The 16,528-nt window shown below is 44.3% G+C and carries 12 protein-coding genes; 9 read left to right on the top strand and 3 right to left on the bottom strand.

Features of this window, described 5'->3' with window-relative positions; all coding sequences use genetic code 11:
* Positions 1–22 precede the first annotated feature (22 nt).
* Together IPP77_01835 and IPP77_01830 are read left to right on the top strand one after the other, a co-directional pair.
* Positions 23–997, top strand: a complete 975-nt coding sequence (locus IPP77_01835) for a type IX secretion system membrane protein PorP/SprF (protein ID MBL0308460.1) — start codon at positions 23–25, stop codon at positions 995–997.
* A gap of 101 nt (positions 998–1,098) precedes the next feature.
* Entirely contained in the window at positions 1,099–3,318 is a 2,220-nt protein-coding gene (locus tag IPP77_01830; protein MBL0308459.1) for a carboxypeptidase regulatory-like domain-containing protein, read from the top strand.
* Positions 3,319–3,583: 265 nt separating this feature from the next.
* On the opposite strand, the gene IPP77_01825 is transcribed toward IPP77_01830, so the two are convergent.
* Positions 3,584–4,528, bottom strand: a complete 945-nt coding sequence (locus IPP77_01825; protein ID MBL0308458.1) for a carboxypeptidase regulatory-like domain-containing protein — start codon at positions 4,526–4,528, stop codon at positions 3,584–3,586.
* A 639-nt stretch (positions 4,529–5,167) separates the two neighbouring features.
* On the opposite strand from IPP77_01825, the gene IPP77_01820 reads away from it, so the two are divergent.
* The 5 genes from IPP77_01820 to clpB all read left to right on the top strand — a co-directional run bounded on the left by IPP77_01820 (position 5,168) and on the right by clpB (position 11,847).
* Complete coding sequence (locus tag IPP77_01820; GenBank protein MBL0308457.1) at positions 5,168–5,608, top strand: acyl-CoA thioesterase; 441 nt, start codon at positions 5,168–5,170, stop codon at positions 5,606–5,608.
* Positions 5,609–5,611: 3 nt separating this feature from the next.
* Positions 5,612–6,226 carry a threonylcarbamoyl-AMP synthase gene (locus IPP77_01815; protein MBL0308456.1) on the top strand — a complete coding sequence of 205 codons (615 nt, stop codon included), beginning with the start codon at positions 5,612–5,614 and terminating at the stop codon, positions 6,224–6,226.
* Positions 6,227–6,309: 83 nt separating this feature from the next.
* Complete coding sequence (locus tag IPP77_01810; GenBank protein MBL0308455.1) at positions 6,310–6,600, top strand: carboxypeptidase-like regulatory domain-containing protein; 291 nt, start codon at positions 6,310–6,312, stop codon at positions 6,598–6,600.
* Complete coding sequence (locus IPP77_01805; protein ID MBL0308454.1) at positions 6,558–8,585, top strand: TonB-dependent receptor; 2,028 nt, start codon at positions 6,558–6,560, stop codon at positions 8,583–8,585. The genes IPP77_01810 and IPP77_01805 overlap by 43 nt, the downstream gene beginning before the upstream one ends.
* Before the next feature lie 619 nt (positions 8,586–9,204).
* On the top strand, positions 9,205–11,847 hold the full coding sequence (clpB, locus tag IPP77_01800) for an ATP-dependent chaperone ClpB (GenBank protein MBL0308453.1): 2,643 nt from the start codon (positions 9,205–9,207) through the stop codon (positions 11,845–11,847).
* Between the two features lie 105 nt (positions 11,848–11,952).
* On the opposite strand, the gene IPP77_01795 is transcribed toward clpB, so the two are convergent.
* Both IPP77_01795 and IPP77_01790 read right to left on the bottom strand, forming a co-directional pair.
* On the bottom strand, positions 11,953–13,167 hold the full coding sequence (locus tag IPP77_01795; protein ID MBL0308452.1) for a phosphoglycerate kinase: 1,215 nt from the start codon (positions 13,165–13,167) through the stop codon (positions 11,953–11,955).
* Positions 13,168–13,399: 232 nt separating this feature from the next.
* Complete coding sequence (locus IPP77_01790) at positions 13,400–14,044, bottom strand: fibronectin type III domain-containing protein (protein ID MBL0308451.1); 645 nt, start codon at positions 14,042–14,044, stop codon at positions 13,400–13,402.
* A gap of 629 nt (positions 14,045–14,673) precedes the next feature.
* On the opposite strand from IPP77_01790, the gene IPP77_01785 reads away from it, so the two are divergent.
* Positions 14,674–15,366: a hypothetical protein gene (locus IPP77_01785; protein MBL0308450.1), complete on the top strand. Its 693-nt coding sequence runs from the start codon at positions 14,674–14,676 to the stop codon at positions 15,364–15,366.
* 264 nt (positions 15,367–15,630) lie between these two features.
* Positions 15,631–16,440, top strand: a complete 810-nt coding sequence (locus tag IPP77_01780) for a sulfite exporter TauE/SafE family protein (GenBank protein ID MBL0308449.1) — start codon at positions 15,631–15,633, stop codon at positions 16,438–16,440.
* Positions 16,441–16,528 lie beyond the last annotated feature (88 nt).

Genomic DNA, 16,528 nt, shown 5'->3' with positions numbered 1-16,528 from the left:
AAACCAGAAAAAACCAAAGACTATGAAAAAGATACTGATAACAATACTGGCAAGTGTGGGCATGCTGACGGGCATACAGGCGCAGCAGGATGCAGCATACAGCATGTATATGTTCAACGGACTATTCATCAATCCGGCGTATGCAGGAAGCCAGGAAGTGGTGAGTGTGATGGGTATATACCGCCACCAGTGGGCGGGCTTTGATGGAGCGCCGAAGACGGCGAACATTAGCGTTCACACCCCGTTCAGAAGAGACCAGTATGCAATGGGCATGGTTATCTCCAATGACCGGTTGGGCTTTTCAAACAGCTTCAGTGTAACCCCTTCATTCGCCTACCGTTTACGGATCAAACAATCCAGACTGTGCTTTGGTCTTCAAGCCTCGCTGAGCTACTTCTACCAGCAAAACAGCAAAGCAGAGTTGCCCAACAACCCCAATGACCCGGCCTTCCAGATCAATGAGAACCTGTTTGTTCCGAATTTTGGATTTGGTATCTACTGGTATGGAAAGAAATACTTTGTAGGAGTTTCTGTTCCTCACCTGTTGCCGACAAGATTAAGAGACAAGACGGGGGTGCTGAGCTATACGAACGAATCAATCGCGAGAACCTATAACTACTACAACTTCACAGCGGGTTATGTATTTGGCAAAGACCCGGCGATTGTCAAATTCCGTCCGACGATTCTGGTCAAATGGCAGAAAGGACTACCAAAGAACATCCCACAGTTCGACATCAACTTGGCCTTACTGTTTGTGGATAGACTATGGATCGGAGCAGGATACAGAACTGGTGGCGATGTGAAATATGTAGGACAATCAGCGGTAGCGTTCATGCAAGTAAAGATCACCCCTCAGTTGCAGGTGGGCTATGCTTATGATGTAGAAATATCAAGCCTGAGAAAGTATACGAGCGGCACGCATGAGTTGATGCTGGGCTACGACTTCTGGTACAACAAAAAGAGATTTGTAACACCGAGATATGTGAAATACTTTTAGAAAACAGACAGAAGTATTTAGTAGATAGTAATTAGAAAAGAGAGAAGAAACCAGAACCGGCAACGGACCATTGAAATAAGACAACCCGAAAAATAAAGACCATGAAAAAACTCCTGACCCTCTTACTCACCATCCTGCTGATGAGCGGTGCTGTAGTAGCAGAAAAGCCATCGGTGAAGATGGGGGATATTTACTACAAACAATTTGACTACCGCAATGCGATTGAGTTCTACAAACGGGCGTTGAAGAAAGACAGCAGCAATGTATATGTGTTGCAAAGAATAGCGGATAGCCACCGGCTAATCAATGACTGGGCAGGAGCGGAGCCCTACTATGCGCGTTTGTCCCAGATGGAAACAGCAGACCTGACGAGCAAACTCTACTATGCCGAAGCACTGAGAGCCAATCAGAAATATGCAGAAGCGAAAGAACAATACAAAGCCTATTCAGAGTTAGCGCCCAACGACCTGAGCGTGAAAGAACGGATGGACGGAATAGACAAGATAGAAGAGCTGAGCAAAGACAATGGACTGTATGAAATCAAGAACCTGAAACAAAACAGCAAATACTCCGACTTTGGAGTAGCCTTCTTCAAAGACACGGGTATCTTCTTCTGCTCCAACAGATATGAAGATGCGTATGTAAAATTCAAAGACGACTGGACCAAAGCGAGCTTCCTACAAATCTACCAAGCCTTCAAAACAGATTCCAATTCATCTGAACTGGGCCCAGCCCAACTGATGCGTGGCAAACTGCCGAACAAAAAATTCCATGAAGGCAGTTCGAGCTACAACGAGAAGATGGGCGAACTATTCTTCGACCGCAGCAACTACAACGGCAAAAGAGCCTTCTTCTCTGCCGACAAAACGGTGAAACTGAAACTCTACCGCATCTCTTGGCTGAAAGACAAAGACAGTTGGGGTGCTGAGACCGTAGAAGCGGTGAGCTTTAACGACAAAGAATACTCGGTAGGTCATCCTAGTTTAAGCAAAGATGCCAAGACCCTGTACTTTGCCAGCGACAAGCCGGGCGGCTATGGCGGTGTGGACATCTATATCAGCACCAGAGAAATCGGTGGCCCGTGGACTACCCCACTCAACTTAGGCCCTAAGATCAACACGAGCGGCGACGAAATGTTCCCCTTTGTGTCTGAAGATGGAACACTATACTTCGCTTCCACCGGCCATACGGGACTGGGTGGATTAGACATCTACTCGGCGAGCATGATCAAGACAGGCGGCAAAACAATGAGCTGGACAGAGCCGCAGAACTTGGGCTATCCGGTCAACACCAATGCAGACGACTTCAACTACATCATCAACAGAGATAACAAACAAGGCTACCTCAGCTCCAATCGCCCCGGCGGACAGGGCGACGACGACATCTACAGCTTCACCAAAAAGGGTATTGTGGTCAATGGCATGGTCTATGACGTGAGCACGGGTGAACCGATTAGCGAAGCCAGCGTGATCATGATAGAAGAAGACAACATAAAAGGCAAGGCACAGTCCGGCAAAGAAGGCGAATTCACCTTCCCGGCTATCCCCGGCAAGAAATACGTATTCAGCGCTACCAAACAAGGCTACCTGCCTGCGGAAGTAGTAGAAGACGTGAAAGAGAAACCCGAACTGATCAAAATACCGATGATAGGAGAAGGCGGCATCAACATGGAAGTGACGGTGCTGGACAAGAAGACCAGAGAACCGCTGGAAAACTCGAAGATCAAGATGACCAACCTGACGACGAACAAAGAAGAAGTATGCTCGGCGAACAAAGACGGCAAATGCAACTTCACCTTAGAGCCGAACACCAACTACCGCTTAGAAGCGAGCAAAGAGACCGGCGAACCGGATACCAAATACCTGACAGTAACGGCCACCCAATCCACGGTAGGCAAGAAAGCACCTGCTACCTTATACACCACGTTAGAACTAGAGAAAGTAAAGAAAGGCGTAGCGATCAAGATCGAGAACATCTACTATGATTTGGACAAATGGTTCATTCGTCCGGATGCAGCCAAAGAATTAGACAAGTTGGTGAAAGTACTGAAAGACAACCCGACCTTAGAAATCGAGTTGAGTTCCCACACCGACTGTCGTGCTACGGCCAAATACAACCAACAACTATCGAGCAAGAGAGCCGAGGCGGCGGTCAACTACATCGTCAGTCAAGGAGTTAGTGCTCGGAGATTGATAGCTGCGGGCTATGGCGAAAGTCGCTTGGTAAACAAATGTGCATGCGAAGGCACCCAAATCATCCAATGCACCGAAGACCAGCATCAAGAGAACAGAAGAACAGAGTTCAAGATATTGAAGTTCTAAGCTAAATACCAATCACAAGAAACAGAAAGGGTATGCCGGGTGGTGTACCCTTTTTTTTATTAGCGTAGAGACGCAATATTTGGGCGGCAGCCGGGCTTTCGCCTATATCTCTTTCTTAACTCTAAAATTATTTTGGAAAGAAAAAGGATGCCGGCTCTATCCCTGCCGCAGTGTAGAGACGCAATATTTTGCGTCTCTTTGCGAATGCGAAATACAGACATAATATATTACGTCTATCGTGGCCCAGACGCAAAATATTGCGTCTCTACGTATTATCCGGTTCTATATCTATGTTGGTCACCAATTTCTTGTGTGCCTCGATGACAATATTTTTCGTAGCAGTTTTATGATGTTCCTTCGTGGCAATCAGCGAATCGTTACCGGTGGGCACCCCGTCCACAAAGACGAAGGTACCGGTGCTGTCTGTAACGCTTACTAAATCTACATTGGCCAGTTTCACCTCTACGCCTTCTTCCGGCACACCGGTTACCAGATTCTTCACCACACCGGTTATCATAAATTCATCGCCCTCTTGAATATTGTTGTATGGACCAGGCAATAAATATTCCTGACGCTTGGCATAGTCGTTCACATAAAGCGTTTTGCTGGCGCGACTGATGATTTGTAACTTCTTCCACACCTCATTATAAAGCACGATGCGCGCCTGCGTTTGCGTAGGCCGTTCCTTGATGGCTTTGTTCTGCGCCGTGTTGGCCACTTTGAACTCGTCGTGAGCGGTGGTGGCATCTGTCGCTACATTGCTCGGCATGTTGACGGCCAGCAACTCGGTGTTATATTTATTAACCGCCGCAATAAAAGCCGTCATGAAAGGAGCGACTTTGCTTTGCTCCGTGCTCATCTCGTCATAATCATCAAAGCCAAATTCGTTCCACACCGTTTTTTGTTTCGGAAATGCTTTTTCGATAAAATATTTCACGTTCTGAAACTGGCTTTTGCAGGCATCCCACTTGGCTTGCATCACCTCGGTCAACTGTTGAATTTGGTCTTGCACCGTTTCATCGGTCGGCACGTTGTTGGCCGCATCAATGTCGGTTTGTAAATTGGCGACAAAACCCGCATCCAAATCGGCATCGAAGCCGGTGAAGTCGGTCAAGTCTTCCACCAACATTGCGTACATCACTTCTGATTCTTCCAACATTCTTGAATCTTTGATGCCGCCATAAAGTCTATTTACCTGTGTCGTTCCCATGTTTTGTTTGTTTATCTCTATTAATACGAAGCAAATATAAGGAAGGTTTCACGAATTATCTTCATTATTATTAAATTTTATCCACAATTTAATAAATCGGATAGGCAATATGCAAAACTATGGTCTATATATAGTATAGTATGCTGGCAATATGCTACACTATATACTATATATAATGAACTATGAAGGCAATTTATGGAAATAGTTACACCATTTGTCAGACATCTTTATAAAATTCGGACAAAGGGTGTAGTAAGTTCATTAAATGGAATGGACATTTTGTCAAATTTGTAGTATTTTTCTAAAATAAACATATTGAAACTACAAAAGTCTTAAAGACTTTTGTAGTTTATACAGTCTTTGAGACTTTTGTTTTTGACTTTATTTCGCGCAGAGGGTGCAGAGGAGCTGGGAACACGGATGAAAAATACAAGTTAAGAGATAAAGGAGGGCTGAGCCAGCGGCAGGGATAGAGGCGGCATCCTTTTTCTTTCCAAAAATATTTTAGAGTTAAGAAAAAGATATAGCCGAAAGCCCGTCAGCCGCCCAAAGGATTTTGTATTTTATTATTCATGAGTTTTTTGGACGTGGAGTGGATGGGTATGAAATTCGCGCTATTTTCGCAGTTCATATTTGCTTATGATTTTGTTAGAGGATGAAAGGAAGAAGTTTCGGTTTCGGATGCCGTTGGAGATGCGTTGGAGCGATATGGATGAGTTGGGGCATGTGAATAATGCGGTGTATCTGACTTATTTTGAGCAGGCGCGGATTCATTATTTTCAGGAGAGTTGTGAGTGGAATTGGAAGGAGACGGGGGTGATTTTGGCGAATGCGCATATTGATTTTTTGAGACCGGTGGTGTATCCGAATCGTACGTTTATTTATTTGAGGACGGGCAAGATCGGCACGAAGAGTTTTGAGTTGAATTATTTGATGACGACGGAGATGAAGGGCCGGGAAAAGTTGGCCACGACCGGTTCGACGACGTTGGTGATGTTTGATTATGCGCGGCAAGAGTCTATGGCGATGCCTGATTTTTTGCGCGAGAAGATTGTGGCTTATGAACCTGAAAAATTATAGGTGATGTTGATACATATCAATCCGGATAATATAGATGATCGGCGTATTTTTCAGGTGGTGAACTGTTTGAAGAACGGTGGGGTGATTATTTATCCTACGGATACGGTTTATACGCTGGGCTGCGATTTGACGCATCGGGATGCGTATGAAAAGGTGTGTCGGTTGAAAAATATTAAGTCGAACAAAGCGAACTTTTCAATTGTGTGTTATGACCTGAGCCATATCACTGATTTTACGATGAATGTGGCTACGCCGGTTTATAAGATGATGAAGCGTTCGCTGCCGGGGCCTTATACGTTTATTCTGAACGGTAACAATAACTTGTCGAAGATTTACGGCTATAATAAAAAGACGATTGGTATCAGGGTGCCGGATAATGCGATTGCGCGGGCGATTGTGGATGCGCTGGGCGCGCCGATTCTTTCGGCTTCGATCAAGAATGAAGATACGGTGTTGGAATATATCACCGACCCGAACGATATTTATGAGATTTATGAAAAGCAGGTGGACATTGTGATAGACGGTGGCACGGGCGGGAATATTCCTTCTACTATCATAGATTATACGGGCAAGGAGCCGGTGTTGGTGCGCGAAGGTTTGGGCGAGTTTGCAGGTTAAATAAACCGTTAAGGTATAACTGTGCATAAAAGAATTTTTACTGGCACACGAAGTTCTGACCTTTATTTCATCTTAGTTCTTGCATGTTGAAGCCCCTAACCTCTCTTCTTCTTTTTTATCTATTACCGTTATTGGTTTTTGCTCAGTATCCTTTGCGGGCAGTGGTGATGGAGGGCGGAGACGATTCGGAGGTTCTTTCGGGTGTGAGTGTTCAGGTGGTGGGTACAAACCTTTCTACGTTTTCTGATTCTCTTGGTCAAGTGGAGTTGGAGAACGTTCCGAGCGGCGAGCAGAGCGTTATCTTTTCTTATTTGGGATTTGAAAGAGAAAAATGCAATGGATCTTTCCTCTTTCTTATGATACGGGCGTTGTAAAGATTTACATGCAGGCAGCGGGGGTGGAGATGGATGAAGTGATTGTGTCTTCTACCCGTAATTATCAGAGGGCAGAATTGATTCCTACTCGAGTAGAAGTGATTGATGAAGAAGAAGTAGAAGAGCGGTCGCATGATAAGCCGTCTGACGTGTCGCATTTGCTTCGCGAACAGCCGGGCGTTCAGGTGCAGCGCACTTCGGCTACAAACGGTGCTATGAATATCCGGCTTCAGGGCTTGAGGGGTCGTTATGTGCAGATATTGAAAGATGGGTTTCCGCTGTTTGCGGGCTTTTCAAATGTGCTGGGCATCACGCAAATTCCTCCTTTAGATTTAAAACAGGTTGAGATTATTAAAGGGCCTTCCTCCACTCTTTATGGCGGAGATGCGATGGCTGGGGTGATCAATCTTATTTCTAAGACACCTTCGGAAGAACCGGTGTATGATTTGCTTTTTAATGGTGAATCTGCTTTTGCTTTTGACGGGGGCTTGTATGCTTCGCAAAAGTTTAAATGGTTTGGGTTTTCGCTGACGGGTGCTTATCGTTATCAAAAGGAAAAGGACTGGAGTGGGTGGGGATTCAGTGAAACACCTCGATTGAAGCGCTATAGCTTTTCGCCACAATTATATTTTGATCTTTCGCCGCATGCCCGCCTAAATGTCGGAGTGAGTTATACGGATGAAAGCCGCTTGGGCGGAAGTATGGCGGCTTTGCAAGGCATAAGTGATTCTTTGAATCATTTTTTGGAAGAGAACCGGTCTTCGCGCCTCTCGACTACCACCCGCTTTGAGTATGACTTTGAAAAGCAGGGAGTGTTGACGGTGAAGAACTCGATACATTTATTTCGACGCTCGGTGGAGGTGCCAGGGTTTTTGTTTAGCGGCAGGCAGTTGGCCTCTGCCACAGAAATCAATTACCGATTCCATTCGGGAAAACATGATGTGGTGTTGGGAGTGGATTTTAGAACGGATAAGTTTGTGGAAGAAAAAGATTCTACCGTCATAAAGAATGATTATCAATATCTGACCGGTGGGGTGTTTGGGCAGTATCTGTATCATTTTAATGTAAAGACTACCCTGGAGGCAGGCTTGCGGTTTGATTATAATAACCGGTATAGATTTTATGCGCTGCCTCACCTTGCTCTGCTTCGCCATTGGAATCGCAGTTTTAGTACGCGCCTGAATTTTGGAATGGGTTATAAATTGCCGACGATATTTCAGGATGAAACGGAGGCGGTCTGGTTTAAAAACATATCGAGAATAGGTGCAGCAGTAAAGCCTGAACTTTCGATTGGCGGTACCGTAGATTTAAAGATTAAAGTACCGTTTTCTAACGGGTGGAGAGTTTCTATACATCAGCTATATTTCTTTACGCATATTTTTCGTCCGTTACTGGGAGACACCGCGACGAGTTCCACTTGTCTGTCAGGAGATTGTTTGGGCATCAGTTATGATAACGGTAAGGGGTTTGTGGAAACGATTGGAGTAGAGACCGGTTTGGAAGTGGGCTATAAAGGTGTGAGTGCTTCAGTAATTTATACTCTGACGGATAATCACCGCAACATACAGAAGGTTCGAAGTATTAATCCTCTTACCTCTAAACATATTATTTCCTTTTTAGCGGGCTATGAAGTACATCGTTTCTACATTGGGTTGGACTGTTACTATTATAGTCCGGTAAAGTTAGCAAATGGAGGCGTGGGACGAGGTATTTGGGAGGTGGGAATCAATACTCAATATGCCTTCAAGTTTTTGATTCTGTTTGCCAACTTTGAAAACATCCTCAACATTCGGCAGACGTCCTATGGCCCTGTGGTGTTTGCAAACCCCGATTATTCCCATCCTCGTTTTGCAGAAATATATGCTCCCTTAGAAGGAAGGCTTATTAATGTTGGTTTTAAACTGCGTTTGGGAGCTTTTTGGGATAAAGGGAAAAGGCAAGATCAAGGAATTGAACGACTGGAGAATAAGAATGAGGATTACTAACCTTGACCCGATTACAGGTGGTGAGTTGAAATTGTTCATAAATAATATACAGGTTCAGAGAAAAGTTTTACATTTGCTGTGCAAAGAGATGATGAGGGCGATGGCATCGCAAATTATTTCAAAAAAGCATAACGATATTTGACTTGATGAGAAAGAAGCCGCCAAAGAGAGCGGATAAATAGGAGGGGATAAAATATTTCTCCTTCTAGATTTCAAGTTAGTAACTTTCTCTCCTTAGCCTCATAGTAGGCAATTGTTAGTGTGTCAAGGCCCATGCGAAAGCATGGGCTTTTTTTGTTTTAGGCCTTGTCCTAATACCTATATTGCGATTATAAAGGCGGATAATTCTTTTAACTGAAGAAAAACAACATCAAACTACCCCTTCCTCAGCGTGAAGTACTTATCAGAAATCTGGAAGCTCCTTCGGCTTCGCTAGTTTTAGGAATCTATTGGCCCAATCGGAAATAATTTCCGCTCTCCTCCTTCTTTTTTGTACTTTTTGTCATTGAATTCAGGTATTTACCTGACAAAATGTACCTATATATACGTTGGAAACTTTTTTGCTGAGTTGCCGCCATATTCTTCTAACTACTATTTACTAAATTCTAAGTATAGCACTATGAACGCAAATAATTTCACAACCAAAGCACTCGAAGCCCTGAGCGCTGCTCAGCAGGAGTCTTTCAATAATGGTAATCCGCAGATGGAAACTATCCACATGCTCAAAGCCATGCTTGACGTTGACCAAGATGCCTTGCCTTTTCTATTGGAAAAAGTCGGGGTTAATCGGAATATCCTTCTGGGGAAGGTGCAAGAAAAAATAAAAACGCTTCCTAAAGTAAGCGGGCAAAGCGCGGACATTGCTCCTTCGCCCGGTTTCGCAAAAATGATTTTACAAGCTAACAAACTCATCAAAGAATTTGATGACACTTACGTAGGAGTGGATATACTGCTACTTACCTTGCTCGCTATCGGCGATGACAGCACTCGGATTTTAAAAGAGAATGGATTGGAAGAAAGTAAGCTGCGCAAGGCTATTTTAGAGTTAAGGCGCGGTTCCAAGGTAACGGAACAAGGTGCCGATGCCAAATATAACTCACTCGAAAAATTTGCCATTAACCTAAATGCACAAGCTAAAAGTGGTAAACTGGATCCTGTCATTGGCAGAGACGAAGAGATTCGTCGCGTGATGCATATCCTTTCGCGGAAAACGAAGAACAATCCTTTATTAGTAGGTGAGCCGGGCGTGGGTAAAACAGCCATTGCCGAAGGCATTGCCCATCGCATTGTGCGTGGTGATGTGCCCGAGAATTTAAAGAGCAAGGTGATCTATGCCTTAGATATGGGGGCGCTGATGGCCGGGGCCAAATATCGCGGAGATTTTGAAGAGCGGCTGAAAGGTGTGGTGAAAGAGGTGAAGGAATCTGCCGGGAGAGTCATTTTGTTTATTGATGAAATTCATACGCTGATTGGTGCTGGTGCTACCGAAGGGGCGATGGATGCCGCCAATATCATCAAACCGGAGCTGGCTCGTGGTGAGTTGCGTGCTGTTGGAGCTACCACTTTGAATGAATACCAGAAGTATTTTGAAAAGGACAAGGCGCTCGAACGCCGTTTTCAAAAGGTAATGATAGACGAGCCGAGTATTGAAGATGCTATCTCTATTCTTCGAGGCTTGAAGGAACGTTATGAAAACTACCACAAGGTCAAAATTAAGGACGATGCCATTATCAGCGCCGTGACTTTGAGCGATCGGTACATCACCGAACGCTTTTTGCCCGACAAAGCTATTGACCTGATTGATGAAGCTGCCGCAAAGCTCCGCCTCGAAATGGACTCTGTGCCCGAAGAACTGGATGAAATCGAAAGACGCATCATGCAGATTGAGATTGAAATGGAAGCCATCAAGCGCGAAAATGACAAGAAGAAACTGGACGAGCTGAATGAAGAACTTTCCAACCTGAAAGAAGAGCGCGGTCAGTTTAAAGCTAAATGGCAAACCGAAAAAGATATCGTAGATAAAATCACTGCTCGCAAACGCGAAATTGAAAACTTCCGTCTGGAGGCTGAACGTTTTGAACGCGAAGGAGACTATGGCAAGGTAGCGGAGATCCGCTACGGAAAAATCAAGTCCACCGAGGATGCGATCAAAAAGTTGGATGAAGAATTGGCAAAAATTTCAAGCGATAAAAGAATGTTGCAGGAAGAGGTGACGTCTGAAGATATTGCTTCTATTGTCGCCAAATGGACAGGCATACCCGTCACCCGCATGTTAGAAGGTGAGAGAGAAAAACTCATCCACCTGGAAGAGCGGCTGCGCGAACGGGTGAAAGGTCAAGACGAAGCTATCACTGCGGTGGCCGATGCTATTCGTCGGAGCCGCGCCGGGTTACAAGATGAGAGGAGGCCCATTGGCTCTTTCCTATTTCTTGGCACCACCGGTGTGGGAAAAACCGAACTCAGCAAAGCCTTGAGCGAGGTATTGTTCAACGATGAACATTTAATGGTGCGGATTGATATGAGCGAGTTTCAGGAAAAACACAGCGTCAGTCGACTCGTAGGTTCGCCTCCGGGATATGTGGGTTATGAGGAGGGCGGACAACTGACCGAGGCCGTTCGTCGGAAGCCATATAGTGTCATCCTGTTTGATGAAATTGAGAAAGCACATCCCGATGTGTTCAATATTCTTTTGCAGGTGTTGGATGATGGCCGCCTGACCGATAACAAAGGTAGAACCGTCAACTTCAAGAACACGCTGATAATTATGACTTCCAACATGGGCAGCGATATTATTCAGGCAAACTTTGAAAAGGTGACAGAAGAGAATGAAGCCGAGGTGACGGAGAAAACAAAGGCGGAAGTGATGGTCCGGTTAAGAAGCACGATTCGTCCTGAATTTCTGAACCGGATAGATGAGATTGTCATGTTCCATCCTTTGCTTAAAAGACAGATTCGAGAAATCGTTTCCCTACAATTGCAACAGTTGAAAGAGTTGTTGGCGAAAAAGGATGTGAGTTTAGAAATCACCGACGCCGCATTAGATTATCTCGGCGAGGTGGGTTTCGATCCGCAATACGGTGCTCGCCCGCTGAAGCGGGTGATTCAAAAAGAAATCGTTAACGAGCTATCTAAGAAGATTCTTTCCGGCGAAATTGAAAAGCAGGGAGTGATCAAGATAGAATCCTTCGGCGAGGGCTTGGTGTTTATCAATCCCTTAAATGTTGAAGAGGCGAAAAAGCCAAAGCGTAGCGCAGCTAAATAAACCCAGAGGGGAAAGGTTAGACGAAAGACTTTTCCCCTTATGGTTTAACCAAACCATCAAGCCGGAATCATAAATCCAAGGGATTGTTTTTCAGTCCTTAGAATTTTATCCCCCAATCGCTTTAATACCCGGCAACTCTTTGCCTTCAAAGAATTCCAGCATAGCGCCGCCGCCGGTGGAGACATAGCTCACTTTATCTGCCAATTTGAATTTGTTGATTGCTGCCACCGAATCGCCGCCGCCTACCAAACTGAAGGCGCCTTGCTCCGTAGCCTGTGCAACGGCCATAGCAATAGACTTGGTGCCGTTCTGAAATTTATCCATTTCAAAAACACCCATCGGCCCGTTCCACAAAATGGTTTTGGAAGAAAGAATCACCTGCGTGAAATCATAAATTGCGTTGTGGTCAATATCCAAGCCCATCCATCCGTCCGGAATATTGTTGGAAGGAGAGGACTTCGTATTCGCCTCAGCATCAAACTTATCGGCAATCACGCTGTCAATTGGCAATAAAAGTTCTACGCCTTTCTTCTTTGCTTTTTCAATCAAGTCCAAAGCCAGTGGCAGTTTATCTTCCTCCACCAATGAATTTCCAATTTTGCCGCCCATCGCTTTGAAGAATGTATAGGCCATGCCTCCGCCTATGATGATGTTGTTGGCTTTGTTCAACAGGTTTTCTATAATCAAAATTTTGTCCGAAACTTTTGCTCCGCCCAGAATAGCTGTGAAAGGCGACTCGGCTTTCTTCAACACCTTTTCAGCATTTGCAATTTCATCTGCCATCAACAAACCAAACATCTTGTTCGATGTATCGAAGCTATTGGCAACAATAGTCGTCGAGGCATGTGCCCGGTGCGCCGTGCCGAAGGCATCATTCACATACACGTCGCCGTGTTTTGAAAGTTTCTCGGCGAATGCCGCATCGCCTTTCTCTTCCTCCTTATAAAAACGAAGATTTTCTAGTAGCAAAACTTCACCGGCTTTTAAACTCGCCGATTGCGCAAAGGCTGCATCGCTCACACAATCTTCCGCAAACTTCACTTCCACCCCCAGTTGATCCGATAAGGTTTTGACGATATGTCGCAGCGTAAACTTTTTAAAATCTACCGTGCCGTCCTCCTTCAACTTCTTCAGCGGTCGGCCCAAATGGCTCATCAACACTACCGAGCCACCGTCCTTCAATATTTTCCGAATCGTCGGCAGCGCTCCGCGGATGCGGCTGTCGTCTGTCACGTTGAACTGTTTATCAAGCGGCACATTAAAATCTACGCGCACCAGTGCCCTTTTGCCCGAAAAATTATAATCATTGATTGTTTTCATCTTGCTCCTGTTTTCTAATGGACATCAAAAGTAATTTTTCGTGAAAATTATTTTTGGAGTCAGCCTTACGATAGAGATCAGAGCAGAGGACTTTAGCCCTGAAAGTTTTAATAGTCACGGCTAAAGCCATTATGGCGGAGTTATAGCTCCGCGATTCACTATGAGGCGGCTAGCCGCAGGGTTATAACTCAAACAAAACATCGTCTGCTCGAATTTCCCGAAGGTTCATTCATCAATCCTCCTCGTACGAAATAATTCCAATCGGATTACTCCAAGGGCCGAAGCCTGCGCTGTTTTTGGCGCGCACTTGTATCCATATTTTTCTGCCCGGTACCGGTGAGATGAACAGCAACTTCGACTTCGTTGTCATATCATCATAAGTCGTCCATTCGCCGCCTTCTACTTTGTCTAGTTTGTAGCGGAATTGATAGAACTGAATATTCAAACTCTTCAACATCCGCTTCCAACGCAGCATGATTTCACCCGGTTTGCGGTTGGCCGAAGCCCGATAGTTCTGCACCATAGGTGGGCGCTGCATGTATGATTTATCTCTCTTCGATTTCATACCTGCCCCGATAATTTTATCCTTATCGCCTCCGCTGGCACTCTCTACATACCAAGACTCGCGCTGCAACAACAGCACCAAATCATCTGATGCTTTCTTCTGCCTATCTACAGCCATTTTCAAAGCTGCTTTAGCTTTGGCTACTGCCAGTATTTCCTTTTTCAAGTTATCAGCACCGGCCTGCAACTCTACTAACGTTGGATTCGGAAATGGATAATCCAGGTTACCAGCCATAGACTTCAGGATGTGAGTAGCTAAGGTGTGCTTCTCAATAGGTTTGGTGTTCAACAGTTCTAATACTACCTGGCTCATACGGTTTTATTTTGGTGAAAAAGTAGGTACATTCTTCCTGAAAGCATCTAGGATGGGACAAAAATAATACAATAAGTCTAATTTATTAGTTATTAAACCAAATTTATTACTTAATAAATAATAACTATGGTCTTATAAATCTAAATTATTACAGTATGATTCTAATTAATTAGGTAATAACCCAAAAACATGGTGTAATAAATTAAGTCTATGGACTAATAAATCTGAAATATTGTGTAATAAATTCAATTTATTACACAATAACTTGTATTTATAACATGGAATTTCTTTGGATACACCTACTTTTTTGCCAACTTTAGATATGATTTATCGGGAGATACAGTGTTTTATATGGTCTTTTCACTGTTTTTCGTAAGAAATCACTGCTTTTCGACAGGCTTCATATTTTTTATGGATGAAGATAGGTAGTTTATGGTGGAAGATATTCGTTGCCGATTAGAATCTGGCTATTTCCGTTCCAACGAAGTTTATCTTCTTCTCCTGTTTTATTGATTCTCCTTGATTATTAGGCATTGCCGAAACAAAACTTTCTGCTGCATAGATGAAACCTTTGATTTCATGTTCCGTACAAGTAGGAAGATGTTTTATCTAACCTAAACCAAAAAACCATGATAGTACCAACTATGTCACCCGAAGAGATTTTTGAACAAATGGAAAGAGATTTTGGCAGTGTTCTGCGCAAATCTTTATGCTTCTCGAATTTGAAAAGGATGGAAATGATGCGCAACCGCCTGAAGCGCCAGACCTTGAAAACGAGATACAAAACCAAATTGCATAACGAATGGAATATCATCAGCCGGTTAACGACGGAGAGCATAGGCCTTAGTTATTATATAGAATCTGAAGACCGCAGTGGCAAGATTGCTTATCAAATAGGCGGCTTCGCACAGACGGACGCGATGCTGATGCTGAGATATAATGCGCATTTCTTTTCCCGGTATCGGGAGCGGGAAGAATTGGAGCATATAAGTCCTAATCAAGTGGTGGCGCGTTTTTTCAAAAATAATTGGGAGAACAAAGCCGGAGTGACAGAGGTGGACAAGTCCGGCGCGTTGATCGTCAACTATGTTTTTAAAGAAGGTGTAGGGGTTGGTGCCATGAATGCAAAAACAGGGATTACGACCATGCGAACCTATCTGCCCCATTTCATGCTGAACAACAAACAGAAGAACCGGGCAAAACACATTGCGCTGGAATATGAAGAGATGTGCAAGATAGCCGAAGATGATCAGCTTTGGGAGAAGATGGAAAAGCTCTTGACGCAGGAAGAGATGAAAGAAGTGGCCACCAAAGCTCTGTAAAAACTACTTTCTCAACAACCGGTATAAGCCAAAATAAAAAACCGCTCCTGAGCAATCAGGAACGGTTTTTTTTATTTAGGATGAATGGATATTCAATTTACATCCCACCAAAGTCTGGTCTGTTGATTATCTGCTCCTTGCGAAGCAATAGCGGCGCTGTAGCTTTTGCCCGTTGAAATTCTTGAAAGAAATCAACTCCGGTTGCTCCCTTTCTTATTCCCTCTGTATCATTATTACGTTAAGATTAATAAATTGCGCATGATGATGCTTGCCTTATCTTATCTCGCTGCTGCGGCCATTGGTATTTCACTGGGTTTGATTGGCGGTGGTGGTTCTATCCTCACCGTACCGGTGCTTGTCTATTTATTTGGCGTGGAGCCTGTGGTGGCTACCGGTTACTCACTTTTTATTGTCGGAACTACGGCATTGGTAGGCGCTATCCCCAAGTACAGACAAGGATTGGTCAACCTTAAAACGGCTGCTATGTTTGGCATTCCTTCCATAGTTGCCGTATTCACGGCTCGTGCGTTTTTGGTTCCTATGATTCCCACCATAATATTTCAGGTGGGTGATTGGGTGCTGACCAAGAATATCTTGATTATGGTATTTCTGGCTATTTTGATGGTGGCAGCATCATTCAGCATGATTCGAAATAAAAAGGTGTTGAGCGGTGGCGATACTTTACCCGAAGTTCCGCCAAGAAATTTTTGGTTGGTAGCGCTCGACGGAATAATGGTAGGAACGGTAACCGGTTCGGTGGGAGTGGGAGGGGGGTTTTTAATTATTCCCGCATTGGTAATCTTGATTAGACTGCCTATGAAAGAAGCGATAGGCACTTCGCTGGCAATTATTGCCGCCAATTCGCTTATAGGATTCACCGGCGATTTGGCGCATCGTTCGATGGACTGGGTTTTATTACTTTCTATCACTGCTATCGCTGTGCTGGGAATTATCGTCGGCGATGCATTAAGCAAAAAGGTGGACGGACTGAAATTGAAAAAAGGCTTTGGGTGGTTCATCTTGGTTATGGGTGTTTATATCATTCTCAAAGAATGGTTTTCATCGGTTGGATGATTCCAAAATAATTGGTGATAAAAGTCACGAATAATGATCCATTCAATATGTATCTTCACGAACAAGTTTAACTAGAAATTAAAAAGCA

This window comes from Bacteroidota bacterium, assembly GCA_016722375.1.
In the GTDB taxonomy this organism is placed as follows: Bacteria; Bacteroidota; Bacteroidia; order Chitinophagales; family LD1; genus Bog-950.
Note: the sequence above shows the minus strand (reverse complement) of the source record. Positions and strands in the feature narration are given on the sequence as shown.